23 protein-coding genes and 1 pseudogene are annotated in these 24,418 nt (G+C 71.0%); 7 read left to right on the top strand and 17 right to left on the bottom strand.

Going from position 1 to position 24,418, the window contains the following annotated elements; genetic code table 11:
- Positions 1-94: 94 nt before the first annotated feature.
- On the top strand, positions 95-1,525 hold the full coding sequence (locus tag M8H82_RS25285) for a PepSY domain-containing protein (protein ID WP_250077315.1): 1,431 nt from the start codon (positions 95-97) through the stop codon (positions 1,523-1,525).
- Here M8H82_RS25285 and M8H82_RS25280 read toward each other — a convergent pair.
- Both M8H82_RS25280 and M8H82_RS25275 read right to left on the bottom strand, forming a co-directional pair.
- On the bottom strand, positions 1,515-1,961 hold the full coding sequence (locus M8H82_RS25280) for a MarR family transcriptional regulator (RefSeq protein ID WP_250077314.1): 447 nt from the start codon (positions 1,959-1,961) through the stop codon (positions 1,515-1,517). The two genes, M8H82_RS25285 and M8H82_RS25280, sit on opposite strands and share 11 nt — an antisense overlap.
- Positions 1,958-2,443 (bottom strand): MarR family winged helix-turn-helix transcriptional regulator, encoded by a 486-nt coding sequence (locus tag M8H82_RS25275; protein WP_250077313.1) that lies wholly within the window; start codon positions 2,441-2,443, stop codon positions 1,958-1,960. Before M8H82_RS25275 ends, M8H82_RS25280 begins: the two co-directional genes overlap by 4 nt.
- A 108-nt stretch (positions 2,444-2,551) precedes the next feature.
- On the opposite strand from M8H82_RS25275, the pseudogene M8H82_RS25270 reads away from it, so the two are divergent.
- A pseudogene (locus M8H82_RS25270) lies at positions 2,552-3,037 on the top strand (hypothetical protein).
- Between the two features lie 36 nt (positions 3,038-3,073).
- Here the strand turns inward: M8H82_RS25270 and M8H82_RS25265 are convergent.
- From M8H82_RS25265 to M8H82_RS25250, 4 genes are read right to left on the bottom strand one after another with little or no spacing between them, the layout of a single operon-like run.
- Complete coding sequence (locus M8H82_RS25265) at positions 3,074-3,532, bottom strand: MaoC family dehydratase (RefSeq protein WP_250077312.1); 459 nt, start codon at positions 3,530-3,532, stop codon at positions 3,074-3,076.
- 10 nt (positions 3,533-3,542) lie between these two features.
- Complete coding sequence (locus M8H82_RS25260) at positions 3,543-5,102, bottom strand: long-chain fatty acid--CoA ligase (RefSeq protein ID WP_250077311.1); 1,560 nt, start codon at positions 5,100-5,102, stop codon at positions 3,543-3,545.
- Between the two features lie 11 nt (positions 5,103-5,113).
- Positions 5,114-6,001: an amidohydrolase family protein gene (locus M8H82_RS25255; protein WP_250077310.1), complete on the bottom strand. Its 888-nt coding sequence runs from the start codon at positions 5,999-6,001 to the stop codon at positions 5,114-5,116.
- A 1-nt stretch (position 6,002) separates the two neighbouring features.
- Positions 6,003-6,914, bottom strand: a complete 912-nt coding sequence (locus M8H82_RS25250; RefSeq protein WP_250077309.1) for an SDR family NAD(P)-dependent oxidoreductase — start codon at positions 6,912-6,914, stop codon at positions 6,003-6,005.
- Between the two features lie 258 nt (positions 6,915-7,172).
- Here M8H82_RS25250 and M8H82_RS25245 point away from each other — a divergent pair, with 258 nt between their 5' ends.
- Positions 7,173-7,586, top strand: coding sequence for a MarR family transcriptional regulator (locus tag M8H82_RS25245; RefSeq protein WP_250077308.1), 414 nt, complete (start codon positions 7,173-7,175; stop codon positions 7,584-7,586).
- Between the two features lie 52 nt (positions 7,587-7,638).
- On the opposite strand, the gene M8H82_RS25240 is transcribed toward M8H82_RS25245, so the two are convergent.
- Entirely contained in the window at positions 7,639-8,100 is a 462-nt protein-coding gene (locus M8H82_RS25240) for a DUF3237 domain-containing protein (RefSeq protein ID WP_250077307.1), read from the bottom strand.
- Between the two features lie 258 nt (positions 8,101-8,358).
- Here M8H82_RS25240 and M8H82_RS25235 point away from each other — a divergent pair, with 258 nt between their 5' ends.
- The gene (locus M8H82_RS25235; RefSeq protein ID WP_250077306.1) at positions 8,359-10,005 is read left to right on the top strand and encodes an ABC transporter substrate-binding protein; all 1,647 of its coding nucleotides are present in this window, start codon (positions 8,359-8,361) and stop codon (positions 10,003-10,005) included.
- A 29-nt stretch (positions 10,006-10,034) separates the two neighbouring features.
- Entirely contained in the window at positions 10,035-11,483 is a 1,449-nt protein-coding gene (locus M8H82_RS25230; RefSeq protein ID WP_250077305.1) for an amidase, read from the top strand.
- A 186-nt stretch (positions 11,484-11,669) separates the two neighbouring features.
- Here the strand turns inward: M8H82_RS25230 and M8H82_RS25225 are convergent, their stop codons facing one another.
- From M8H82_RS25225 to M8H82_RS25205, 5 genes are read right to left on the bottom strand one after another with little or no spacing between them, the layout of a single operon-like run.
- On the bottom strand, positions 11,670-12,458 hold the full coding sequence (locus M8H82_RS25225; protein WP_250077304.1) for an ABC transporter ATP-binding protein: 789 nt from the start codon (positions 12,456-12,458) through the stop codon (positions 11,670-11,672).
- Complete coding sequence (locus tag M8H82_RS25220) at positions 12,451-13,446, bottom strand: ABC transporter ATP-binding protein (protein WP_250077303.1); 996 nt, start codon at positions 13,444-13,446, stop codon at positions 12,451-12,453. Before M8H82_RS25220 ends, M8H82_RS25225 begins: the two co-directional genes overlap by 8 nt.
- Positions 13,443-14,300: an ABC transporter permease gene (locus M8H82_RS25215; RefSeq protein ID WP_250077302.1), complete on the bottom strand. Its 858-nt coding sequence runs from the start codon at positions 14,298-14,300 to the stop codon at positions 13,443-13,445. The genes M8H82_RS25220 and M8H82_RS25215 overlap by 4 nt, the downstream gene beginning before the upstream one ends.
- Positions 14,297-15,250 carry an ABC transporter permease gene (locus tag M8H82_RS25210; protein WP_250077301.1) on the bottom strand — a complete coding sequence of 318 codons (954 nt, stop codon included), beginning with the start codon at positions 15,248-15,250 and terminating at the stop codon, positions 14,297-14,299. Before M8H82_RS25210 ends, M8H82_RS25215 begins: the two co-directional genes overlap by 4 nt.
- Positions 15,251-15,255: 5 nt before the next feature.
- Entirely contained in the window at positions 15,256-16,941 is a 1,686-nt protein-coding gene (locus M8H82_RS25205) for a CocE/NonD family hydrolase (RefSeq protein WP_250077300.1), read from the bottom strand.
- A 101-nt stretch (positions 16,942-17,042) separates the two neighbouring features.
- Between M8H82_RS25205 and M8H82_RS25200 the strand changes: the two genes are divergently transcribed.
- Positions 17,043-17,609, top strand: coding sequence for a TetR/AcrR family transcriptional regulator (locus M8H82_RS25200; RefSeq protein ID WP_250077299.1), 567 nt, complete (start codon positions 17,043-17,045; stop codon positions 17,607-17,609).
- A 27-nt stretch (positions 17,610-17,636) separates the two neighbouring features.
- Here the strand turns inward: M8H82_RS25200 and M8H82_RS25195 are convergent, their stop codons facing one another.
- Positions 17,637-19,862, bottom strand: a complete 2,226-nt coding sequence (locus M8H82_RS25195; RefSeq protein ID WP_250077298.1) for an MMPL family transporter — start codon at positions 19,860-19,862, stop codon at positions 17,637-17,639.
- Between the two features lie 132 nt (positions 19,863-19,994).
- Between M8H82_RS25195 and M8H82_RS25190 the strand changes: the two genes are divergently transcribed.
- Positions 19,995-20,762 (top strand): GNAT family N-acetyltransferase, encoded by a 768-nt coding sequence (locus M8H82_RS25190; RefSeq protein ID WP_250077297.1) that lies wholly within the window; start codon positions 19,995-19,997, stop codon positions 20,760-20,762.
- On the opposite strand, the gene M8H82_RS25185 is transcribed toward M8H82_RS25190, so the two are convergent.
- The 4 genes from M8H82_RS25185 to M8H82_RS25170 form a co-directional block, all read right to left on the bottom strand.
- Positions 20,736-21,677: a cyclopropane-fatty-acyl-phospholipid synthase family protein gene (locus tag M8H82_RS25185; RefSeq protein ID WP_250077296.1), complete on the bottom strand. Its 942-nt coding sequence runs from the start codon at positions 21,675-21,677 to the stop codon at positions 20,736-20,738. The genes M8H82_RS25190 and M8H82_RS25185 overlap by 27 nt on opposite strands.
- A complete protein-coding gene (locus M8H82_RS25180) occupies positions 21,674-22,648 on the bottom strand; it encodes an acyl-ACP desaturase (protein ID WP_250077295.1) in 975 nt (324 codons plus the stop codon). The genes M8H82_RS25185 and M8H82_RS25180 overlap by 4 nt, the downstream gene beginning before the upstream one ends.
- A gap of 106 nt (positions 22,649-22,754) precedes the next feature.
- Positions 22,755-23,978 (bottom strand): beta-ketoacyl-[acyl-carrier-protein] synthase family protein, encoded by a 1,224-nt coding sequence (locus tag M8H82_RS25175; RefSeq protein ID WP_284049322.1) that lies wholly within the window; start codon positions 23,976-23,978, stop codon positions 22,755-22,757.
- A complete protein-coding gene (locus tag M8H82_RS25170; protein WP_250077388.1) occupies positions 23,975-24,325 on the bottom strand; it encodes an acyl carrier protein in 351 nt (116 codons plus the stop codon). Before M8H82_RS25170 ends, M8H82_RS25175 begins: the two co-directional genes overlap by 4 nt.
- Between the last annotated feature and the right edge of the window lie 93 nt (positions 24,326-24,418).

The raw sequence follows: 24,418 nt of genomic DNA, 5'->3' as shown, positions 1-24,418 counted from the left end.
ACTTCGCTTGCCGGGAACTCCGGGGGCGCGCGCCCCGACTACTGGACCGCTGCAGCACATCAAGCGTCCCCAGTCCCCGGAGAGGCACCCGCCGATGTCCACCGCTCCCCCGACCTCCCCCACATCCGGCTCCGAACCAGCGGGGGGACCCCCGTCGGACGAGCCACGACCGTCCGGCGCTGCCCCGGCGCCGGCCCGCCGCACCTGGGCCCCCCTGCGCCCGCTGGTCCTGCGGCTGCACTTCTACGCCGGAGTGCTCATCGCCCCCTTCCTGCTCCTCGCCGCCGCGACCGGCTTTCTGTACGCCGCGTCCTTCCCGGCCGAGAAGATCGTGTACGCGCATGAGCTGACCGTCCCCGTCGGCGACGCGAAGCTGCCGATCTCCGAGCAGGTCGCCGCCGCCCGCAAGGCCCACCCCGAGGGCGCGGTCGCCGCCGTGCGCCCCTCGCCGCAGGACGACGCGACCACCAGGGTGATGCTCTCCGGTGTCGAGGGCGTCGACGAGGACTACACCCTCGCCGTCTTCGTCGACCCGTACACCGCCGAGGTCCGCGGCTCACTCGAACAGTACGGCTCGACCGGCGCGCTGCCGTTGCGGACCTGGATCGACGAGTTCCACCGCGATCTGCGGCTGGGGGAGACGGGCCGGCTGTACAGCGAACTCGCCGCCAGCTGGCTGTGGGTGGTCGCCCTGGGCGGTCTGGTGCTGTGGTTCTCCCGGCGCCGGGCCCGCCGCAAGGTGCGCGGCACTACCGGCCGTCGCCGCACCCTGGGTCTGCACGGCACGGTCGGCGCCTGGGCCGCGGCCGGCTTGCTCTTCCTGTCGGCGACCGGTCTGACCTGGTCGCAGTACACCGGCGCCAACATCGACGAACTGCGAACCTCCCTGGGCGGGGCCACCCCGTCGATCTCGGCTGGCGCGGGCGGAGAGCACTCCGGTCACGGGGCCTCGGCCGCCTCCGGGGACGCCGCGCACGGCGTCGGCCTCGACATGGTGCTCGCGGCGGCCCGGGCCGAGGGGCTCGGCGACCCGGTCGAGATCGTGCCGCCCGCGGACGCGGAATCGGCGTACGTGGTCAAGCAGATCCAGCGCAGCTGGCCCACCAAGCAGGACTCCGTCGCCGTCGACCCGGGCAGTGGCCAGGTCACCGACGAACTGCGGTTCGCCGACTACCCGGTGCTCGCCAAGCTGACCCGCTGGGGCATCGACCTGCACACCGGCGTGCTGTTCGGACTGGTCAGCCAGATCGCCCTGATGCTGCTCGCCCTCTCGCTGATCGTGCTGATCGTCTGGGGCTACCGGATGTGGTGGCTGCGCGGCCGGGGCTCCGCCTTCGGCCGGCCGATCCCGCGCGGCGCCTGGCAGCAGGTGCCCCCGCAGATCCTGCTGCCGCTGGCCGTCGTGGTCGCGGTGATCGGATACTTCGTCCCGCTGCTGGGGCTCTCCCTGCTGGCCTTCCTCGCCGTCGACATCGTGCTCGGCGGGATCGCCCACCGGCGCGGTCGGGCGGCGGCTACGCGCTGAGGGCCGCCAGCTCGGCGTTGGCCCGCTCGGTGATGAGGGTGAGCACCCGGCCCACGACGGCCAGGTCCTCCTCGGGGATGCCGGCGTAGATGCGGGCGGAGATGGGGGCGGTCTCGGCGGAGGTGGTGTCGAACCGCTCCCGTCCGGCGTCCGTGATCCGCACGCGGGACGGCCCGTCCGGGGCCAGCAGTCCGGCGGCGAGCAGTTCGTCGAGCACGCCGTCCGCGTCGGCCGCGTCGATCTTCAGGGAACCGACGACGCCGTCGACGAGGTGCTCGCGCTCGGCCGGTCCGTCGGCGAGGGCGGCGAGCCGGAGGGTGACGGACTGCTGGAAGGTGGTGCCGTGGCGGGCCAGGACGCGCTCGAGAACCGCGCGGGCGGCGTAGTGGGCGAGCGCGATGACGCGGGGGTCGAGGCGGGGAGTGGTGGCGGTCATGACTGCTCCTCGGTGTGTTCGGTGCTCTCGGTGTTCAGTGGTGTGTCGAGCAGGGTCGCCAGGTCGGCGGTGAACTCCCGGACCCGGGGGCTGTCCAGGCCGCCGAGCGGTTCCAGCAGCTGCTGCAGGAGCCCCTGGACGACCTGGATCGCCTTCCGGGTGACCTCCCTGCCCTGCTCGGTGAGCGCGAGCTGCACGGCGCGCGGATCCTGCGGGTCGCGGGTGCGCTCCAGCAGGCCGGCCGACTCCAGGGCGCGGGCGAGCTTGGAGACGTAGAGCGGTTCGAGTCCGGTGTGGTCGGCCAGGCGCCGCTGGCTGGGGCGCAGTCCGGTGCGGTGCATGCCGTAGAGCGAGGCCACCAGGGCGTACTGAGCGTGCGTCAGCCCCAGCGGGGCCACCGCGCGATCGACCGCGACCCGCCACTTCATCGAAAGCCGCCAGACCAGGAAACCGGGCGTTGCGCCCTCGGATGCCGTACTCATGACCGATACAGTACATGGCTACTATGTACATGGCTACTGTTTTGGCGTGGGCGTGAAGCCCGGGATTCGGCCTGACGCGGCGGCTCCGGCGCGGCTGGCTTGGGCGGCATGAGCAATCTTGATCGCGAGGCAGTGCCCGCGGTGTGCGGCGGCCGTGGCTTCGTCGTGGCGGAGCCCGTCCGGGAACTCCTCAGCCCGCCCCGGGTCCGGCTCGGCGCGTCCTCCGAGGTGCGCCCGGCAGCGTCCGGACGATCCGCCCCCGCGAGCTGGGTCTGATGACCTCGGGCCGGGCCATCAGCCACTTCGAGGAGAGCCCGAGGGCGCACGCCCGCGACGCGGACGTACGCCTGCCGCTGGAGCCGGACTTCGAGTACGCCGTGCTGTCCATGTCCGGGGAGGCCCATGTCGACGGCGTTCCGGTCCTGCCCGGCTCGATGCTCTACCTCGGCTGCTGCCGCACCGAACTCCCGCTGCGCGTCGAGTCGGAGGCGGGCCTGCGCCGGGTTCGGCGAGGTCAGGGGTTACGACGGTGCTCCGCTGCCTGCCCCCGAGCTGCCGGTGACACCGCTGAAACCGCGCGGGCGGGTGCGCTGACTGTCGTCGACGACACGCCGGTCGGTGCGGCGCGGCTCAGGCGTAGTGGCGGTAGACGGCCTCCGCGACGCAGGCCGGCTTCTCGGCTCCCTCCACCTCGACGGTGAACGTCAGCGGCATCTGCACGCCGTTGCCCTTGACCTCCTCCACCGTGCCCACGACGCCGTGGAGGCGGATCCTCGCGCCGACGGGGACGGGGCTGGGGAAACGCACCTTCTCCAGGCCGTAGTTGACGCTCAGCCTGGTGCCGGTGATGGTCAGCAGCTCGCCGAAGAGCGGGATGACGAGGGAGAGGGTGAGGTAGCCGTGGGCGATGGGGCCGCCGAAGGGTCCCTCTTTGGCCTTCTCCGGATCCGTGTGGATCCACTGGTGGTCGTCGGTGGCGTCGGCGAAGGTGTTCACCCGGTCCTGGGTGATGTCGATCCACCCGGTGCGGCCGAGGTCGGCTCCGCTGAGGGAGATGAGGTCGGCGAGGCCGTTGGCGACGGTGGGCATGCGGGAGTCCTTACGTTGTAGGTGAATCGGGGCGGGGGCGTGCGGCCGGACCGGTCCCGTAGGTGTCGCGCACGGCGGGCTTGATGATCTTCCCGGAGGCCGTGCGGGGCAGGGACCGGGCCACGACGAGGGACTTGGGGATCTTGTACTTGGCGAGCCGGTCCCGCAGATGGCCGAGGATGTCGTCCTCGTCGGCCCGGACGCCGGGTGCGAGGACGACGACGGCGCGGCCGACCTCGCCCCAGACGGGGTCGGGCACGCCGATGACCGCGCATTCGGTGACGGCGGAGTGGGTGAGCAGCGCGTCCTCGACCTCGGCGGGGTACACGTTCTCGCCGCCCGAGACGAACATGTCCTTGACCCGGTCGACGATGTAGCCGTAACCGTCGGCGTCGATACGGGCGACATCGCCGGTGCGCAGCCAGCGGCCGTCGGTGAAGGCGGCCTCGGTGTCCTCCGGCCTGCCCCAGTAGCCGGTCATGACGTTGGGGCCGTGGACGAGGACCTCACCGTCCTCCCCCGGGGCGGCGTCGCTGCCGTCGGCCCGTACCACCCGGGTGTCCGTGAAGAAGTGCGGCATCCCCGCCGAGCCGGCCTTGGCCGAGGTCTGCTCCCGGTCCAGGAAGAGGACTCCGGGCGACGCCTCGGTCATGCCGTAGCCCTGGCTGAAGGCCAGCCCCCGGGCGAGGTACGCGGCGATGGTGCGGCTGGGCACGGGCGCCCCGCCGCAGGTGAGGGTGCGCAGGCCGGACAGGTCCGTCGTGGCCCACCGCGGGTGGGCGGCCATGGCGTCGTACATGGTGGGAACGCCGAACATGTACGTCACCCGCCGGCTCTCGACGACCTCCAGGACGCGCGCGGCGTCGAACGCGGCGAGCAGGACCACCCGGCCGCCCTTCAGGAGGGTCGGCAGGCAGGTCATGTTGAGACCGGCGGTGTGGAACAGCGGCGCCACGACCAGGGTCACCTCGTCGCCGGACAGATCGGTGTCGACGAGGACGTTGACGCTGTTCCAGATGATGTTGGCGTGCGAGAGGACGGCTCCCTTCGGGCGCCCCGTCGTCCCCGAGGTGTACATGATCATGCAGGGGTCGTCCGGGGCGACGGGCTCGTCCAGCGGCGCCGTTCCGCCGCCCGCGAGGAACTCCTCGTAGCCGAGGGCGCCGTCGCCGGGCCCCTGGAGCGCGATCCGGTGGGGGACCCGTGCCTCGTCGGCCGCGGCGCGGGCGGCCTCGGCCTGCTCCGGCGCGTGGATGAGCACCGTGCTGCCCGAGTCGGCCAGGTTGTACGCCAGTTCAGGGGCGGCGAGCCGGGTGTTGAGCGGGACGAAGACCGCCCCGATCGCGCCGGCGGCGAACAGCGTCTCCAGGACCGCCGGATGATTGGGCCCCAGATACGCGATCCGGTCACCGCGCCGGGTGCCCAGCGCGCGCAGGGCGTGGGCGAGGCGCAGCACGCGCCGGTGCAGCTCGCCGTAGGTCCAGGTCCGGTCGTCGTGGACGACGGCGACCCGGTCGGGGGTCTTGCGGGCCCGGCGGGCCGGCCATGACCCGATGCCTTGATTCAGCATGAACGGCTCCTTCAGTCCTTGAGCAGACCGAGCAGCCGGGCGGCGTTGTCCTTGAGGATCTTCGGCCGGACCTCGGGCTTGATGTCGAGCGCGGCGAAGTCCGCCAGCCATCGGTCCGGTGTGATGACGGGGTAGTCGGAGCCGAAGAGGACCTTGTCCTTGAGCAGGGTGTTGGCGTAGCGCACGAGCTGCGGCGGGAAGTACTTGGGTGACCAGCCCGACAGGTCGATGTAGACGTGCGGCTTGTGCGTGGCCACCGCCAGAGCCTCGTCCTGCCAGGGGAAGGACGGGTGGGCGAGGATGATCCGCAACTCGGGGAAGTCGACGGCGACATCGTCGACCAGCATGGGGTTGGAGTACTTCAGGCGGATGCCGCCGCCGCCCGGCACCCCGGCGCCGATGCCTGTCTGGCCGGTGTGGAACAGGGCGGGGACGCCGAGTTCCTCGATGGCCTCGTACAGCGGGTAGGCGAGCCGGTCGTCGGGGGAGAACGCCTGGATGCTGGGATGGAACTTGAACCCGCGTACGCCGTACTGCTCCACGAGACGACGGGCTTCCCGCACCCCCGCGCGGCCCTTGTACGGGTCGATGCCGGCGAACGGGATCAGCACGTCGGGATGGGCCGCGCAGCTTTCCGCTATCTCCTCGTTGGAGATCCGCGGATGCCCGGTGGCGTGTTCGGCGTCGACGGTGAACACCACGGCCGCCATCCGGCGTTCGCGGTAGTGGCCGGCCATCTCGTCGATGGTCGGCTGCCGGTGTCCGTGGGCCTTGAAGTACGCCTCGGAGGCGCCGAACAGCTCCGGACTGAGCGCGCCGTGGCCGTCCTTGGAGATCTCGGCATGCGTGTGCACGTCGATGGCGGTCAGCCGGTCGAGGTCGAGAGCGAGGTCGGCCATGTCACGCCTCCGGGGTGCTGGGCGCGGGGATGCCGTAGGTCTCGGGCTCGGCGCCGACACCGGCCGGCCACTCCTCGGCGATGGTGTCGGCGCTCCAGCCGCCGTCGGCGAAGGCCACGGCCTTCTCCTTCGGGTGCGCCCACAGGGCCAGCCGGTCGCCGCCGATGCCGATCGCCTGCCCGGTCACCCCCGCCGAGGCGTCGGAGGCCAGGAAGGTGATCAGGGCGGCGACGTCCTCGACGGTGCCGAGGCCCTCGTCCTTGCGCAGCCAGTCCGGCAGCGGCTTGCCGGTGCGTTCGGCCTCCTCGATGACCGGTGCGAACGCCGGGATGGTCTTGGTCATCTCGGTGGCGGCGACGGGCACGACGGCGTTGACGGTGATGCCGGCGCGGCCCAGCTCCAGCGCCCAGGTGCGGGCCATGGCGACGATGCCCGCCTTGGCCGCGGCGTAGTTGGTCTGCCCGAAGTTGCCGCGCTGGCCGGCCGGCGAGGAGATCAGCACGAGCCGGCCACCGGTGCCTTGCTCCCGCATCCGGACGGCGGCCGCCCGGGCGCAGGTGAACGTGCCGCGCAGGTGGACGCGGACGACGGCGTCGAAGTCGTCGTCGGTCATCTTCCACAGCACGCGGTCGCGCAGGATGCCGGCGTTGGTGACGAGCACGTCGAGGCGCCCGAACTCCCGCACCGCCGTGTCCACCAGCTGCTGGGCCGCCTCGCTGTCGCCCACCGCCGCGACGACGCCGGACGCCGCGCCGCCCTGCGAGGTGATCGAGGCGACGGCGGCGTCGACGACGGCCTGGTCGATGTCGTTGACGACGACGGCCGCGCCGGCCGCGGCGAGGGCCTGGGCGTACGCCAGCCCCAGACCGCGGCCACTGCCGGTGACGACGGCGACTTTGCCCTGAAGGTCCATGAGAGGTGCCTCTCGGAAGGGGATGAGGAGGGGGAAATGAGGAGGGGGAAGGGGCATACGGGGATGCCGAAGAGCCGGCACGCGCCGGGATGACAGGAATCCGAGATCGACGAGAATCCGCGATCGACAGGAATCCTGATGAACGCAGTCTGGGCAATCAACAGGATTCCTGTCAACGGCCTAGAGTGGCCACGAGCCGCCACCCCCGGCGGCACCCCGTGGTCACCCGCGGGAAGACGCCACCACGGGAGGCCGAACGTGAGCACCTCGCTGCTCTACCTGGTCAAGAGGGCGGAGCTGGCGGTGCGCGCCCGCCTGGACGAGCTGCTCAAGCCCGCCGGCATCACGGCGCTGCAGTACACCGCCCTCACCGTGCTGGAGCGCCACGACGGCATCTCCGCCGCGCAGCTGGCCCGCGACTCCTTCGTCACGGCCCAGACCATGGCCGACATGGTCCGTGCGCTGGAGAGCCGCGGCCTGATCCACCGCGAGCCCAACCCCGCCAACCGCCGCGAACGCCTCATCCTGCTCGCGGCCCCGGGCCGGCGGCTGCTCGCCGAGTACGCCGAACCGGCGCGCCGGCTGGAGGAGGCCATGGTCGCTGACCTGAGCGCGGAGCAGACCGCCGCGTTCCGCGAGGCGCTGAACGCGGCATGGCGAGCCCTGTCCTAGGCGGCTCCGCCGTGGCCCGAGGTGACAGCGCTCGGGTCACGGCGCGGACCGGTTACTTGAGCGCGTACATCCGGATGACGACGGCGTTCTCGCCGTCCGGGCGGGCCAGGCCGACGAAGACCGTCTCCGCGAGCCAGCGGTGGGCGGGGGCGTCCGTGCGGAAGACCGGGGACGTGCGGTAGTAGTGCCCCGCCTCGGAGACCTGCAGATCGCCGTCGAACTGGTCCGGGGCATCGGCCCGGGGCCGGTAGTAGCCGCGGTTGACGATGTCGATCACGGCACCGTCCTCCGCCTGGAGCAGGTAGCGGGCCTCCAGCTCGCAGACCTCCCCGCGCGTGCTGCTCCAGTCGCCTCCGCCGGGCAGGACCGTCCCGCGCAGCCGGGGGCCGTCCACGCTGCCGCCGGTGATGGGGGTGAACTCGGTGACCTCCCCGTCGCCGTTGCCGATGTGCAGCGTGTCGGACACCTCGGCGCGGATCTCGAAGGCGAAGTCGAGGGCGGGAGTGAAGGACATGGTGGTTCTCCGCTTCTGTGAAAGGGGTCGGCGCGCCAGCGCTGGGCGCGCCGAGGGTGCCGGGTCGGGCCCGGCGGGGCGGACGTCTGCTGCACGAGATGGTCACGTCCTGCTCTTGACTCGTTAGCTCACCAGATGCCAGCTTGAGATGCAACAGCGTTGTATGACGTTCGTTTATAACGGCTCGTCGGCGTTCCCGTCCCCCCATGTCGAGCGTGTTTCCCCTCTTCTCACTCCTCTCCGCAAGGAGCATCAGCCATGGCTGCGAAGAAATCGGTGCTGACGGTGCTCACGGGCGTGGGACTGCTGGCCGCCACGGCCTGCACCGGCTCGTCGAACGTCGACGGCGAAGCCCCCACGGCCCACCGTCTCACCACCACCACCCCTCCCGGCGGCTCCGAACTGGACCGGGTGACCTGGGCCCTGCCCTACGGCGAGCCCAACACCCTGGACCCCGCGAAGATCGGCGACTACTCGCCCCAGACGGTCGAGAGCAACCTCTGCGACACCCTGACCCGGATGAACGCGGACTTCTCCCTGACCCCCGGGCTCGCCCGCAAGGTCACCTGGACCGACGACCGCACCCTCGTGCTCGACCTGCGCTCCGACGTCAGGTTCTGGGACGGCACACCCATGACACCCGAGGACGTGATCCACAGCCTGGAACGGCAGCGGGACCCCAGGACGCAGGGCCTGTACGGCGCCTACCTGGCCGCCGTGACGTCCCTCAAGGCCACCGGTCCGCACCAGGTGACGCTGCGGACCAAGGGCTACGACCAGACGCTCACGAAGGCGCTGTCCACCTCGTTCGGCGCGGTCAGCAAGAAGGCGTACGCCGAGAAGGCCGGCCCCGCCTACGGAACGGCCAAGGGCGGCCTGATGTGTACCGGCCCCTTCGAGCTGGGGTCCTGGAAGTCCGGCGGCAGCATCACCCTGGAGCGCAACGACGCCTACTGGGACACCGAGCTGAGACCGAAGGCGAAGCAGGTCGAATTCCGGTTCATCACCAACAACAACACGCTGACCAGCGCCCTGCTGTCCGGCGAGGTGGACGGCACCTACGAACTGCCGCCCAGCAGCGCGACCGCGCTCGGCAGGACCGACAACGGCACCGTCCACCTCGGCCCCTCGACCCAGAACGTCCTGCTGATCCCCGGCCACGCCGACTCGCCCGCCGCCGACCGCAGACTGCTGGACGCCCTGTCCCTGGTCATCGACCGCGACGCGTTGATCAAGAACGTCTTCGGGGGTGACGCCACCACCCTCAAGTCACTGGTCCCGCCGCACACCTGGCGCGGGGACAAGGCCGCCGCCCAGTTCGACGCCGCCTACGCGAAGCTCCCCGACGCACCGAAACCGGACCCGGAGAAGGCGAAGAAGCTGGTCGCCCAGGCCGGTCCCGTCCAGCGCCCGCTGGTGGCCGCCATCCCCGCCGGTGACCAGCGCGGACTCCAGGCGCTGACCTTCATCCAGGCCGCGGCGGAGGAGATCGGCATCGACATCGAGATCAAGCAGCTCCAGCCCGCCGAGATGTCCTCGCTGTTCTACGATCCCTCGGTCCGCAAGGGTCTCGACCTCGTCCTCACCTTCGGTTACGTCGGCATGCCGGACCCGGCGTCCTACGTCGCCGAGATGGTCAATCCCCGTGGCATCTTCAACTGGACGAACTACCACAACCCCGAGGTGACCCGGCTGCTCGACCGGGCCCGCACCTCCTCCGACCCGGTGGCGTCGGCCACGGCGTACGGCGAGGCGCAGGCCCTGTTCACGCCGACCGTCCCCGCGGTCTTCCTCGCCACCACGCACGAGCGGATGTTCATGAACAAGCGCCTCAGCGGCGCCCCGGCCTCCTTCGCCTACATGGGCATGCCGTGGGCCGCGCACCTCGGCGGTACCGGCAAGTGACCACAACCCCCTCGCACCAGGAGACGACGATGACCCACGCCACGGCCGACGCACCGCTGTGGGACCGCTCGGCGGCCGAACTGGCCGCCGGAATCCGCGCGAAGTCCTTCTCGGCGACCGAGGTGGCCGAGGCGTTCCTCGCGCGTGTCGAGGCGACCAACCCGGCCCTCAACGCCCTGGTGGACGTCCGGCCCGAGGAGGCCCTCGCCCAGGCAGCCGCCGCCGACGCCGCGGTCGCCGCGGGCGGGGACCTGCCCCCGCTGCTCGGCGTCCCGGTCTCCACCAAGATCAACACTTCGCAGCGCGGTTACGCCAGTTCGCACGGCGTCCCGGCCTGGGCCGGCGCCGTGGCCCAGCAGGACGCCGTCTGCATCGCCGCACTGCGCCAGGCCGGCGCGACCCTGATGGGCCGCAGCAACAGCCCCGCCTTCGCCGTGCGCTGGTTCACCGCCAACGACCTGCACGGCAAGACGCTCAACCCGTGGCACCCGGGCCACACCCCGGGCGGCTCCTCCGGGGGCGCCGCCGCGGCCGTCGCCGCCGGCATGACCCCCATCTCGCAGGGCAACGACATCGGCGGTTCCATCCGCTTCCCGGCCTACTGCTGCGGTGCCGTCGGTCTGCGCCCCACCATGGGCCTGGTCTCCGGGATGGAACCGCGCGGTGCGGTGGAGTTCGACAGCCCGCTGTCGTTCCAGACCATGGCGGTCCACGGTCCGCTCGGCTGGACCGTCGACGACGTCCGGCTGGGCCTGCACGCCATGGTGACGCCCGACCTGACGGACCCCGTGGGGCTCGCGGCGCGTCCGCCGCTGGGGGAGCCCCACCGGGTGAAGGTCGCGGTCGTCCGCGACGCCGGAGCGGCCAAGTCCCACCCCGCCGTGAACGCCGCCGTGGACGACGCCGCCCGCTGGCTCAGTGAGGCCGGCCACGAGGTGGAGGAGGTCGAGCTACCCCTGCTCGGCGAGGCCGCCCGGCTGTGGTCGCTCCTGCTGTACCAGGAGCTGAAGACGATGATGTCGGAGATCGACCAGTTCGGTGACGACGGCGTACGCGTCTCCCTCGCGTCCTCCTTCGCCGCCGCCGCGGAGATCTGGGGCGAGCAGCCCACCCTCACCGACTACATCCGCGGCTACGCCCGCCGCGGCACCCTCATCAGCCGGCTCCAGCAGTTCCTCGGCCAGGACCGGATCGTGCTGACGCCGGTCGCCGCCGAGCCGCCGTTCGAGCAGGACGCCGACCTCGCCGGCGACACCCGCGTCAGCGAGCTGCTGGCCGCGCAGTGGCCGATGCAGGCGGTCCCCGTGCTCGGGTTCCCGGCCGTCTCCGTGCCCACCGGACTGCGCGACGGCCTGCCGTCGGGCGTGCAGCTGATCGGCGGACGCTTCCAGGAGGACCTCCTCCTGCACGTCGCCACGGCCATCGAGGCCCGGGCCCCGCGCACCCGGCCCACCCTGTCCTGGACGCGGACCGGCTGACCGCCCGCTCCCTGAGCGCATCGACGGCGTGCCCCGACGGTCCCACCGACCGCCGGGGCACGCCGTTTCCCTCTGCTCCCTCTTCGCCCCTGTCCCTCTTCGGCCCTGTCCTTCTTCGACACGACGACGTCCGGCCCGCCCCCTCAGGGACGGGCCGGACGTCTTGACCGTGCGGTCCTCCGTGCCTCAGGCGCCGAGCGCGCCCGCCCTTCTGCGCGGTGTCCAGCCGGGCTTCGGGACGGCGGCGATGAGGGCCTGGGTGTACGGCTCCTGAGGGCTGGTCAGGACGGTGGCGACCGTACCGTGCTCGACCACCTTGCCTGCCCGCATCACCAGCACCTCGTCGCTGATGTGCCGGACGGCTCCGAGGTCGTGGGTGATGAACAGCAGCCCGGTTCCGGTGTCCGCGCGGATCCGGGCGAGCAGGGCCAGGATCTGGGCCTGGATGGACACGTCCAGGGCGGCCAGGGCCTCGTCCAGGATCAGCAGCCGTGGCTCGGTGGCCAGGGCGCGGGCGATGGCGACGCGCTGGCGCTGTCCGCCGGAGAGCGCCTTGGGCAGGGACCGTGCCTGCCGGTCGTCCAGGCCGACCATGTCGAACAGTTCGGCCACCCGGGCCCGGAGCCGGTCCGCGGGCATCCGCCGGTGCAGCGCGACCGCCTCGGCGACGGCGTCGCCCACGCGCTGGCGCCGGTCGAGGGAGGAGTAGGGGTCCTGGAAGACCATCTGGATCTGCCGGCCACGGGCGCGGCGCTCGGCCGACCGCAACCGCCCCCGTCGGCGCTCGTCGCCCGCGACGACGATGTGTCCGCCGGTGGGCGTCTCGAGTCCGGCGATCATGCGGGCGGTGGTCGTCTTGCCGGACCCGGACTCGCCGACGATCGCCAGCGATCCCCGCTCCGGCAGCGAGAACGTCACATCGTCCACGGCGACGAAGTCGCCGAACTCCTTGCGGAGGTTGTGTACCTCAAGCATGTCTGCCGACCTCCTCGGAATCGCTGATGTGGGGGAAGTGGCAGGCCGTCATCGCGTCTCCGGTGGGACTGGGGTGCGGCCGCTCGCTGCGGCAGAGTTCCTGGACGCGGGGACATCGGTCGCTGAACGCGCATCCGTCCGGCACCTCGAAGCCGGACAGCGGCCTGCCGGGAATCGGGGAGAGCCGCGCGCCGGTGTCGGAGAGCGGGGGCCGGGAGGCGAGCAGTGCGCGCGCGTACGGGTGGGCGGCCCCTCGGTGCAGGCGCTCGGCGGGGAGTTCCTCCACGGTCGTGCCCGCGTACATCACGGCCACCCGGTCGCACACGGCGGCCGCGAGTTCCAGGTCGTGGGTGATGAACAGCAGGGCGAGACCGCGGGCTTCGCGGGCCTCCGCGACGATGGCCATCACCTCCTCCTGCGTGGTCACGTCGAGCGCGGTGGTCGGTTCGTCGGCGAGCAGCAGGCGTGGTTCGGCGGCCAGCGCGGCGGCGATCATCACGCGCTGGAGCAGACCGCCCGACAGCTCGTGGGGCCGCTGGCGCATGCGCCGTTCGGCGTCGGCGATGCCGACCTCCCGCAGGATCGTCACCACCTTCCTGGTCGCTTCGGCGGCCGGGACGCCGCGTGCGGTCGTCAGACCCTCGATGAGGAAGTCGCCGATGCCGCGGGCCGGATTGATGTGGGCGCGGGGGTCCTGGAACACCATGGCGACCTCGCGGGCGCGGAAGGCGCGCAGCCGTTCGGGCGTCATCGCGGGGACGGACTCCCCGGCGAACCGCACGTCTCCGTGGACCCGCGCGCCTCTGGGCAGCAGGCCCATGACGGAGCGTGCGGTCAGGGACTTCCCGGACCCGGACTCGCCGACCAGGGCGACGGCCGATCCCTCGGGGATGCTCACCTCGGCGCGGTGGACGACGGTCCGGAGCCTGCCGTCGAGGGGCAGGTCGATGCGGAGGGCGTCGATGTGGAGCAGGGGTGGTGTGCTCATGCTCTCTCTCCGAGCAGACGCCGGGACAGCCCGGTTCCGAGCAGGTTGAACGCGACGACGACGATCAGCACGGCGAGGCCCGCGTACAGCGACTGCTGCGGCTGGCCGGCCAGGATGGAGGGGGCCCCGTTGGCCACCATGAGTCCCCACTCCGGGTCCGGCGGCTGGCTGCCGAGGCCGAGGAAGGAGATGGCGGCCACGTCGAGCAGGGCATATCCGAAGCCGATGGTGGCCTGGACGAGGACGAGAGGGAGCAGATTCGGCAGCAGGTGCCTGAGCCAGATGCGGGCGGTGGGCGCGCCGAGGAACTGGAGTGCGGAGACGTAGGGCAGGTTGCGTTCCCTGACCGCGGCGGACCGTACGACCCGGGTGATCAGCGGGAGATACGCGATCGACAGGGCGACGATCGGTGCGGTGAGGCCGGCGCCGAAGACCGCGGCGACGACGACGGCCATGATGAGCCCGGGAAAACCGAACACGATGTCCAACGCGCCGGACACGAACCGGTCGAGGCGGCCGCCGAACCACGCGCCGGCCAGTGCGAGGAAGGTGCCCACCGTGGTGGACACGGCGATCACAACGGCGGGGGCGGCGAGGCTGGCGCGGGTACCCGCGATCAGGCGGGACAGCAGATCGCGTCCGGTGTCGTCCGTGCCCAGGAGATGGCCGGCGGTCGATCCGGCATGGACGTTCAGCGGGTCGACCGCGTTCGGGTCGTGCGGGGTGAGCAGCGGCCCGATCACGGCGAGCAGGACGAACAGGCCGACCACGCATCCCGCACCCAGGGTCAGATGGTCGCGGGGGCGTCCGGTCCGCTGCCGGGGCGCGGTGCGGGAGAACAGGGCGGCGGTCATCGGACGGCCCCCTTCTGTGCGGTTCGGGGGTCGAGCGCGGCGCTGACCAGGTCGACGGTGGTGTTGAGGACGACGAACACGACCACGAAGATCAGGGACACGGCCTGGACCACGGCCATGTCCTGCTTGGCGGCGGCCTCGATCATGAGGGCGCCGAGCCCTCCGGTGCCGAAGGCCTGCTCGGCGACGGCCGCGGTGGCGAAGAGGCCCGCGATGCCGACACCGGAGACCGCGAAGACGGGCCCCAAGGCGTTGTGCAGCACATGCCTCCTGATCACCGTCCACTCCGGTACGCCGCGACTGCGCGCCGTCTCCACGTGCTCCGCGCCCAACTCCGCCCGCACGGCGGTCCGGGTCACCTGGGCGACGTAGCCGATCCAGGTCATCGCCAACGCGACGGCGGGCAGGGTCAGATGGGACAGGGTGCCGGTGAAGCCCTCGCCGGAGCCGTAGACGGGGAACCAGGGGAGCTGGACGGCGAAGAGCCAGATGAGCAGCACGGCCATGACGAAGGTCGGTACCGCCATCGCCCCCGCCGTCACCGTCGTGACCAGCGCATCGGTGCGGCCGCCGCGCAGGGCTGAGACGGTACCGAGGACGATGCCGACGGTGAGGATGAGGACGGCGGCGTAGGCGACGAGCGCGAGGGTGTCTCCGGCGCGGGCGTCGATGAGGTCGGCCACGGAGTCCCGGTAGACCAGCGACTTCCCGAAGTCGCCCTGGAAACAGTTGCTCAGCCAGTGCCAGTAGCCCTGGACGAACGGATCGTCCAGGTGGTACTCGCGGTGGATCTGCGCCAGCACGGCGGGGTCGGGGTCGCGGCTGCCGCCGACGAGCAGGGTGGCGGGGTCTCCGGGCGTGAGGAACATCGCGCCGTAGATGGCCAGGCTGGAGACGAGGACGGTCACGACGAGCATGCCTGCTCGGGCGGCGACGAACCGGAGGCTCATCCCGATCACTTCCCCGGCTCTTCGCCGCTTCCGGGCAGGACGGTCAGACACAGGCGGGAGGGGTGCACGGAACCGGTCCGCAGCGTCTGCTGACTCGCCTTCGGAGCGGTGGTCCGCCAAGGGCTCTCGTGGGAGCCGGAGTTGGGCAGGTGGTTGGGGAAGTCACTGCCCGCGATCATGAACGCGAGACGGTGGCCGGGGCGCAGGCGGTACCCGGTGTGTCCCAGGTCGATGCTCACCTCCCGGGGCCGGTCGGCCTGGGCGCAGCCGCGCACGATAAGGCGCGCCGTACCGTCCGGGGCCAGGTCGAGGAGGCGGACGAAGATGTCGTACGTCGGTGCCGTGCTCTCCACGTGCAGCACCGCGTGGACCGGGCCGGCGAGATCGAGCGGCCGGTCCGTGGCCGGAGCCGTGAACACCAGGACGTCGTCGCGGTCGAGGGTGCGGCGCTCGTCGGCACGGTCGCGCAGCAGCATGAAGGTGTCGGCCGCCGCGGACGGCACGAGATCGTCCGGGTCGTACCGCCACTGCGCCGATTCCGTGCCGTCGGCCGGGTGCCGGGCGAGCGTTCCGCCGGGCGCCGGGGCGGTCGCGGCGGACGGCTGGGTGAGGTACAGCTCGGTCCGCGTGGCCTCGGGCGGCGGCCATGCGGAGGCCGTGCGCCAGCCCACATGGCCGAGCTTCCACCGCACCCGGGGCAGCGACTCGGGCTGCGCGACGCCCTTCAGGAAGACGTCGAAGAACTCGATGGCCGGGCCGGTGTAGGAGTCGAGCATGGTCTCCAGGGCGGCGGCGTCGAGCAGGTGGTCGGCGTCCGGCGCGACCGGGGCGTCCTCCAGGAAGTAGTTCTCGTGGTCGATGGTGTCGGCGATCAGGTACTGCACGGCCGCCCAACCGGGGCGCCGGGCCAGCTCGGTGACGTCGCGCATGTGGGCGATGCCGAGGTTGTCGAACCAGCCGACGCAGTGCAGGACGGGCACCGGTCGCGCGTCGTAGGGGTGGGGGCCGTTGTACGGGGGGAGGGGGATGCCGCCGACGATGAGGTCGAAACCGGCCGAGCGCTTCCCGATCGCGGTGAACGCCTCCTCGTACGCCGCGAGGACAGGCCGCCGGGTCAGGTCGACGTCGAACTCGTAGATGCTGTTGTCCGTCCAGACCTGTGCCTGATAGGTGGTGCCCTCCAGCCACGGGGGCTGCGGACCGGAGCCGGTGTCGAAGCTCGCGATTCCGGGCCCGTTGCTGGTGCAGGTCACCCGGGGGACGATGGCGCGCAGCGCGGGGTGCTGGCCGGCCACCGCCGACCACTGGGTGAATCCGTAGTACGAGTCGCCGAACATGCCCACGATGCCGTCGGACCACGGCTGGCGGCTGATCCACTCGAGGGTGTCGTACCCGTCGTCCACTTCTCCGGTCCAGCCCAGCGTCTGCCCCTGCGAGCGGAACTTGCCGCGGACGTCCTGGACGACCACGACGTAGCCGTGGGCCGCGAACCGCTCCGCGATCCGGTCGAAGAAGACGTACCGGCTGTTCTTGTCGTACGGCACCCGGGCCAGCACGGTCGGTTTCGGCACCGCAGGGTCGGCGTCGTACACGTCGGTGGCCAGCAGGATGCCGTCACGCATGCGCACCATGTGCTGCTGTGCCTGCGGGGGGACGGGCTCCGGTGTGACGCGTCTGACGGCAAGGCTCATAGGGCCCTCCACGGAAGCAAATGTTGAGAAAACAACGTGATATAACAGCGTTGCATCTAGGTGAGTTCAACGTCAACCCCCCTCTGAGCTAGGTTGCTTCCATGCCGATCGACGTCGACGAAGTCCAGCGCCGCAAGGCAATCGCCGAGGCGACCCTCGCCGTCGCCGCCCGGGACGGGGCCCGCGCCATCACCATCCGCGCCGTGGCCAAGGAGCTCGGCGGATCCACCGCGATGGTCACCAACTACGTGCCCACGCGCACCGCGCTGATCACCAATGCCGTCCGCGCCGCCGAGTCCCGGTGGCGGGTCGACCTGGAAGCCCAGCTGGGCGACCTGACCGGAGCGGACCGGCTGCGGGCAACCGTGGAATGGCATCTCAGCACCGACCCCGAGGACCTGCTGCTGCGCGCCCTGTGGGTCGAGATGCTCTCCTCGGCGCACGTCGACCCCGACGGCGTCGACCGGGAGGAGCCGCGTGAGGCGCGCCAGGAGTTCCTCGAAGCGTCGACCGCCGCCGGAGTGTCCGACGCCGACCTTGCCGCGGACGTGCTCTCGCTGCTGACCCGCGGCTACTACGTCTCCAGCCTGGAGGAGCCGGCCTACTGGACGGCGGAGCGCGCCGGCCGCGTCGCCCAGGCCGTGGTGAACACCCTCATGGAGACCTGAGCCGGCTGTCCGAGGCGGCAGCGGGAATCAAGAGATACGACGATGTTCCGCCGCCTGCCCCGGAGTTGACGGTGACACCGCTGAAGCCGCGCGCACGGGTGCGGTGCGCAACCACCCCGGCAGCCACCAGTTCGCCCGTCCCGCCAGCTGCATGGCCGCCGGCACCAGCAGGGCCCGGACCAGCGTCGCGTCCAGCAGGACCGTCAACGCCAGACCCGCACCCAGTATCCGCAGCGAGGTGATGCGGGACATCGCCAAGGCGCTCATCGTCGTCACCACCACCAAGGAGGACGCACTGATGAGACGCCCCGTACTGGCCATTCCATGGACGATCGAGGAGCGGACGTTCCCCGTCGATCGGTACTGCTCCTCGATCCGCGCCAGCAGAAAGATCTCGTAGTCGACGGACAGGCCGAGGGCGAGGCAGATCATCAGCAGCAGCATGCTGATGTCGAGCTGCCCGGTGAGCGGGACCAGGCAGCCCACGCCGGCGCCGAGGCTGAGCACGGCCAGGGCAACCGCCTTGAAGGAGACGAGCAGGCCACCGGTGAACGACAGGACCACCAGGAGCGCACTGCCCCCGGCCAGCAGCGCGGCAAGCGGAAGGCGTCGCGACAGTTCCGTCTTCGTGTCCGCGGTGCGCGCGGTGGGTCCTCCGACCACCCGCGGCGCAAAGGCGGGCAGCGCGCGCATGCGTTCCACCACGCGCTCGGAAGCCGACGCCTGGGCGTCCGTGGGAATGCGCGCATGCAGCAGCGTCACACCGTCACCGGCCAACGCCTGATGTGCCGGAGCCGGCGGGGTGACCCGGCTGCCGTCACGGTAGGAACCGCTCACCGCGTCCACCCGGGCGACACCGGGGAGCGTGGACAGCCGGCGAGCGTAGCGGTCCACTTGCGCCGTCGTGTCCGCGGACCGCGGATCGGCCACGTCGAGCACCACGGGGATTCTCGTCCCGACAGCCTCCGGAAACTCCGTACGCACACGCGCAGTGGTCTGTCGCACCAGCGTGGATGCGGGGAGGGCACGTTCGTCGGTGATGCCGAACCGGGCTGTGCCCAAAGGCATCGCACAGATCAGCAGCAGTACCGCCGCCGAAGCGCCGATCAGTACGGGACGCTTCGTTGCCTTGTTTCCCAGCCATGCCCACGCTCTGCTGTACCCGGGAACGGCCGGGTCCTTGCTCGGCCGGGCGGAGAACTCTCGCCTAGGGTGCAGGCATTGCACCCGGTCGGACAACCACCGATCGAGCCGCGAGGCGGGAAGCAGACTGACGCGCAGGAGCGCGGGATAGACCAGCACCGTGGTCAGCGCGGAGAACACGACCACCGTGATTCCACCGATAGCCAGTGAGCGCAGGAACGGCACGGGGAAGATCAGCAGCGCTGCCATGCACGCCACCACCGTGGCGGCGGAGAACAGCACGGCGCGTCCGGCCGACCGGACCGAGCGGGCGACGGCGTCCGCCACCTTCGTCCCGCCTGCCATCTCCTCACGGCACCGCATCATGACCAGAAGGCCGTAATCCACCGAAAGACCGAACCCGAGGGCCGCTGCCACATTCACGGCGAACACGGACACCGGCATGACCGACGTCAGCCCGCCGAGCACGCCCAGCGTTGCCGAGACCGAGACGAGTCCGATCGCCATCGGCAGCAACGCCAAGGCTGCCGAGCGCAGGGTCACCATGAGGATGAGCAGCACCACGGGAGCGGCGACCAGCTCGGCGCCGCGCAGGTCCTCTCTGCTCAGCCGGACTGCCTCCGCACTGCTCCACACGGGACCGGCCGCGGCTACCGCGATGTCCCCGTGCTTTCCGGCCAGCCCCGGAACAATTCGCTTCGCGGTCTTGACCGCCTCGGCTCCCGTTCCGGTCAGTTCGACTCCGATCAGGGCGTTGTGCTCGTCACGGGACAGCAGAGCGGGATGCGCCGTATCCCAATAGCTCCATACCCGTGCCACCCCGGCCTGATCGGTTGCCGAGCGGGCAAGTGCGCGGCCCGTCGCAGCCGCCTTGCCGTGCTTCATGGAATTCGGACCGGATACCAGGAAAAGCAAGTCGGCGGCGGGCTCGTTGAACTGCTCTTCGATCAAGCGGTCGGCTCGCCCGGACTCGGTCCCGGTGGCGGTGAATCCGGACGGGGACAACCGGCCGAAACATCCGATCACGGCTGGAAGCAGGGCCACACCCAGCACCGCGACCGCGATGAGAACCCGCCACGGATACTTGACAATCCACTGGACCGAAAGCATGGGGCGACTGTATCCGCAATTCCTCCGCCTGATGTCCGCCCGCCTCGCGATGGGTTCCGGAGACGCATGGTAAACAGGTTGCATCGAATTGCGACACGCCCGTGCACCGCCGAGACCGCCGCAAGGACGAATATGAGTACTTTCACCTCGCCCCGGAATACCGAAGAAAGGCGCTACACGGTTTCTGTCGCGCGCGACGAAGATACGATCCGGGAAGCCCAGAAGCTGCGTTATCTGGTTTTCAATGAAGAACTCAAAAGCCCTTACCGTGCGGAGCGCGGCCGGGAGATGGACGGCTTCGATCCGCATTGCGACCATCTCGTCGTTCGCCGCACGGACACCGGCGAGGTGGTCGGCATGTACCGGCTCCTCCCGCCCGAAGGCGCGGCCCGGACGGGCGGACTGACGTCAGAGGCCCTGTTCGACCTCAGCCCGCACCGTGACCTGGGGCCGGACCTGGTGGAGCTCAGCCGGGGCTGCGTTCACCCCGACCACCGTGCCGGAGCTGTGATCACCATGCTGTGGGCCGGGATCATCCGGTACATGACCCGCAGCGGTCACACCTGGCTCACCGGACGCATGACAGTGCCTCTCTTCGACGGCGGGGCTCTGGCCGCGGCCTGTTGGGACCACGTGGTGTCCGGTGGTCACTTCGCCCCGGAGCGCTACCGCGTTCGCCCCCGTGCCGGGTGGGATCCCGCAGCGGCCGACCGTCAGCCGGGTCTCCAGATCGCCCCCAAGCTCCGTGGATACCTGGCGGCCGGCGCCTGGGTGTGCAGTGAGTTCGCGTACGACCCGCACCACGACGAGGCCAGCCTCTACCTCCTGCTCTCCATGGAGAACACCGATCCGCACCGGCGCGAGCTCCTGCAGTCACTCGGGGAGAGCCTGACGTCCTGAGGTCCCTGCGAGACCCGGGCGGACGGGCCAGCGACGCAGGGTGAGGCGGTACAGCGTGGAGGCCTGGCGCATGAAGACCATCTCGCTGGCCCGCAGATAGGTGCGGTACCGCCGGTAGATGTCGGGGCCGACGAGCAGTTGGGCCTGTTCCCGGGCCCGGAAGAGGCGGGTGGACCAGGCGCGCACGGTGCGTGCGTAGTCCGCGCCGTCCTCGCGCAGCGCGGTGATCGCGAAGTACGGCTCGCAGGCGGTGGCGATCTCGGACAACCGTGGCAGCGCTGATCCGGGAAAGATCTCGCGGGCGAAGAAGTCGGGCACCGAGTCGTCGTGGCCGGCGTGGTCGGTGAGCGCGATGGTCTGCAGGCTGAGCCGGCCGAGCGGCGGCAGCCATCCGGCACACCGCGCGAAGAAGTCACGGTAGGCCCCGATCCGTTCGTCACGGGACATGGCCGGATGCGTGAAGTGCTCGAACGCGCCGATCGAGACGATGCCGGTGTACACGTCGTCCGGCTCGTGGTCACGCCAGTCCTCGACCCTGACCTCCACACCGGGCAGTCCGAGCGAGCGGACATGTGCGTGCTGGTCGGCGCTGAGGGTGAGTCCGACCGCCTGCCGGACACCGGTCTCCTCCGTGGCCGTCCGCAGCAGGCTGCCCCAGCCGCAACCGATGTCCAGCAGTCGGCTGTCCGCCGTGATGCCCGCTTGGCCGAGGTGGTGGCGGAGCTTGGCCCGCTGGGCCCGCATCAGCACGTCCGTGCTCCCGGGCGCGCCTGTGATGCCGTCCCACAGGGCGCAGGAGTACGTCAGCCCGGGGTCCAGCCACAGGGCGTAGAAGTCCTTGCCGATGTCGTAGTGGGCCTGGATGTCCGCCGTGGTGGCGCCGGCGCGATGGAGCTCGTCGGTCCGGGAGTTCACGGGCCGCCTTTCTCGTCGTACGGAAGGGATGAGGACGGGCAGGGAAGCGGAGCCGCGGGAGCGGCTTCCCGCATCCGGTCGAACAGCCGGCCGGCGCGTTCGGCGCGCGTCTGCAACTCGTCGAGGTGGCGCCCGATGCGGTCCCGGGCCTGTTCCCCGGCGGCGCCGAGACCGGAGCGGGTCAGCACGCCCAGGGCGCGCAGCAGTGGCTGCAGCACATGACGGCGGTGGACGTCGAGGTTGTAGATGCCGGACGCGGCGATCCGCAGGGCGCGCTGCCGGAAACCGGGGATGGTGGTGCCCGGCATGTCGAAGGCGCAGATGACGTCGGCGAGGGCGGCCACGGCGCCGTCGGGATCCAGCTCCACCGCCGCCGCGTACAGGTCCCGGTAGAAGATCATGTGGAGGTTCTCGTCGGCTGCGATCCGCGCGGTCAGCTGACGGGCCACCGGATCGGCACAGGCCAGTCCGGTGTTGCGGTGGGCCTCGCGGGTGGCCAGTTCCTGGACCGTGACGTAGGCCAGGCCGTGCAGCAAGGACGCGTGATCGCTGGTGTAGCCGGCGGACACGTGCCGCATGCGCTGCCGCTCCAGGGCGACGGGGTCCACGGCACGGCGGGCATGGAGGTAGCCGCGCAGGGCGTGGGCATGGCGGTCCTCCTCGGCCGTCCAGCGGTGCACCCAGGCGCCCCAGGCGCCGTCGCGGCCGAACTGGGTGGCGATCTCGAAGTGGTAGCTCGGCAGGTTGTCCTCGGTCAGCAGATTGACCGTCAGCGCGTCCGCCACGGCCGGTGGGAGCTGGGACTGGTCGGCCTCCCAAGGGGAGCCGTCGAGGGGGCCGTCGAAGTCGGTGGCCTGGTTCCAGGGGATGTAGGCGTGCGGGAACCACTCCGGTGCGGTGGCCAGATGGCGGTTCAGCAGCCGGGCCACGGTCGGCTCGAGTTCGGACAGGTGATCGGGAGGAAGGCTCATCAGGGACTTTCGGCCTCGGGGCGGGCGGTCGGCGGCGGTTCGGCCCTGTCCGACGGGGGCTGCCGGAGCAGCCTGCCCGCCTCTCGCACGAAGCCGGGGCGCCGATTCAGGAGCGCTGGAACACAAGTGCCGCGTTCTGGCCGCCGAAACCGAAGGAGGTCGAGAGCACCGCCTCCCCGGGGGAAGGCCGGGGCAGTCCGGTGACGACGTCGAGGTCGATCTCCGGGTCCATCTTGTCGAGATTGGCGGTCGGCGGGATGAGCTGATGGTGCAGCGAAAGCACCGAACAGACGGCTTCCACGGCTCCGGCGGCGCCGAGCAGATGCCCCAGGACGCTCTTGACGGCGGTGACAGGGGGCGGGGTGGTGAAAACCTTGTGGAGTGCTGCGGCTTCCGCACGGTCGTTCAGCCGTGTGGCACTGGCGTGGGCATTGACGTGTCCCACGTCGCCGGGCGCCATGTCGGCAGCGGCCAGAGCGGCGTTGACGGCCCGCACCGCACCGGCACCCTCCGGATGGGGGACCGTGGGGTTGTGCGCGTCGCCGGAAAGGCCGTAGCCGCTGAGCCGGGCGTACTCCCTGGCCTGTCGCGCCTGGGCGTGCTCGGTCCGTTCCAGGACGAGGATGCCGGCGCCCTCGGACAGGACGAAGCCGTCGCGGTCGGTGTCGAAGGGACGGGAGGCGCCGGCCGGGTCGTGGACGCGGGTGGACAGCGCTCCCATCCGCCAGAACAGCGCCGACGCCGGTCGGTTCCGGCCCGAGTCCGCACCGCCGGCCACCGCGATGTCGCACGCACCGGACCGGATCAGCATGCTCGCGATGCCGATGGCGGTGGCACCGGACGCACAGGCGGTGCTGATGCCCAGGGTGGGACCCAGCGCCCCGAGCATGGTCGCGACTTCACCGGCGGCCATGTTCGGCAGACTGCGGGGCAGCGTGGCGGGCGACAGCGCCAGGAGACGACCCTTCTCCATGATCTGGCAGACCTTGAGGGTGGTGTCGAAGCTCGTGCCCCCGGTGCCGATCACCACCGCGACGCGACTGCCGTCCCACTGCGCCGAGTCGAGACCGGAGTCGACGACGGCCTCCTTGGCCGCCGCGTGGGCGAAGCGGATGAACCGGTCGGTGCGCCATGCCAGGCCGGGATCCAGCACGGCCTCCAGGTCGGCATCAGCCACCTGGGCGGAGATCGTCACCGGCAGCCCGTCCAGCAACGGATCGTGGGTGACCGTGGGATCGCCGCTGCACAGCCGGTCCCAGGTGGCGCCGACGCCGACTCCTGCGGGCGTGACCATACCCAGTCCGGTAACGGCCACCGCGTGACGGTTCATGCGTCGTTCTTCGCTGCGGCCCCGCTCGTGGACAAGGCCTGGTCCACGGCCTCGACGGCCTGGGCGAGCGTGGTGTCGAGGGTCATCTGCTCGAGGAGGCTCTCCTGGACGTCGATCCCGGTCTGCTCCTCGATCACCACGACCAGTTCCATCACGGCAATCGAATCCAGCTCCAGATCGGAGAACCTGACCGAGCCCTCCAGTCTTGCCGGATCGATCTGGAAGTAGGACTGAAGAAGACCTTTCAGCCGGTCCTCGGTGAATTTCTCGGCGACTTGAGATCCCATGAAAACCCATCGCTTTGGATATCCCACCGGGACTTCCGGAGGGCGGACATGCCCCTCCATGATGCCCACGACCTGCTGAAAGGCGGCCTCCCCAAAACACGTGCTCGCCATATTCATTCGTATGCAGCAGCGGGCCGTAAATCCCGCCTGTGG

Source organism: Streptomyces sp. YS415 (genome assembly GCF_023544665.1).
In the GTDB taxonomy this organism is placed as follows: Bacteria; Actinomycetota; Actinomycetes; order Streptomycetales; family Streptomycetaceae; genus Streptomyces.
The sequence above is the reverse complement of the archived record's forward strand: the minus strand, read 5'-3'. Positions and strand labels throughout refer to the sequence as shown.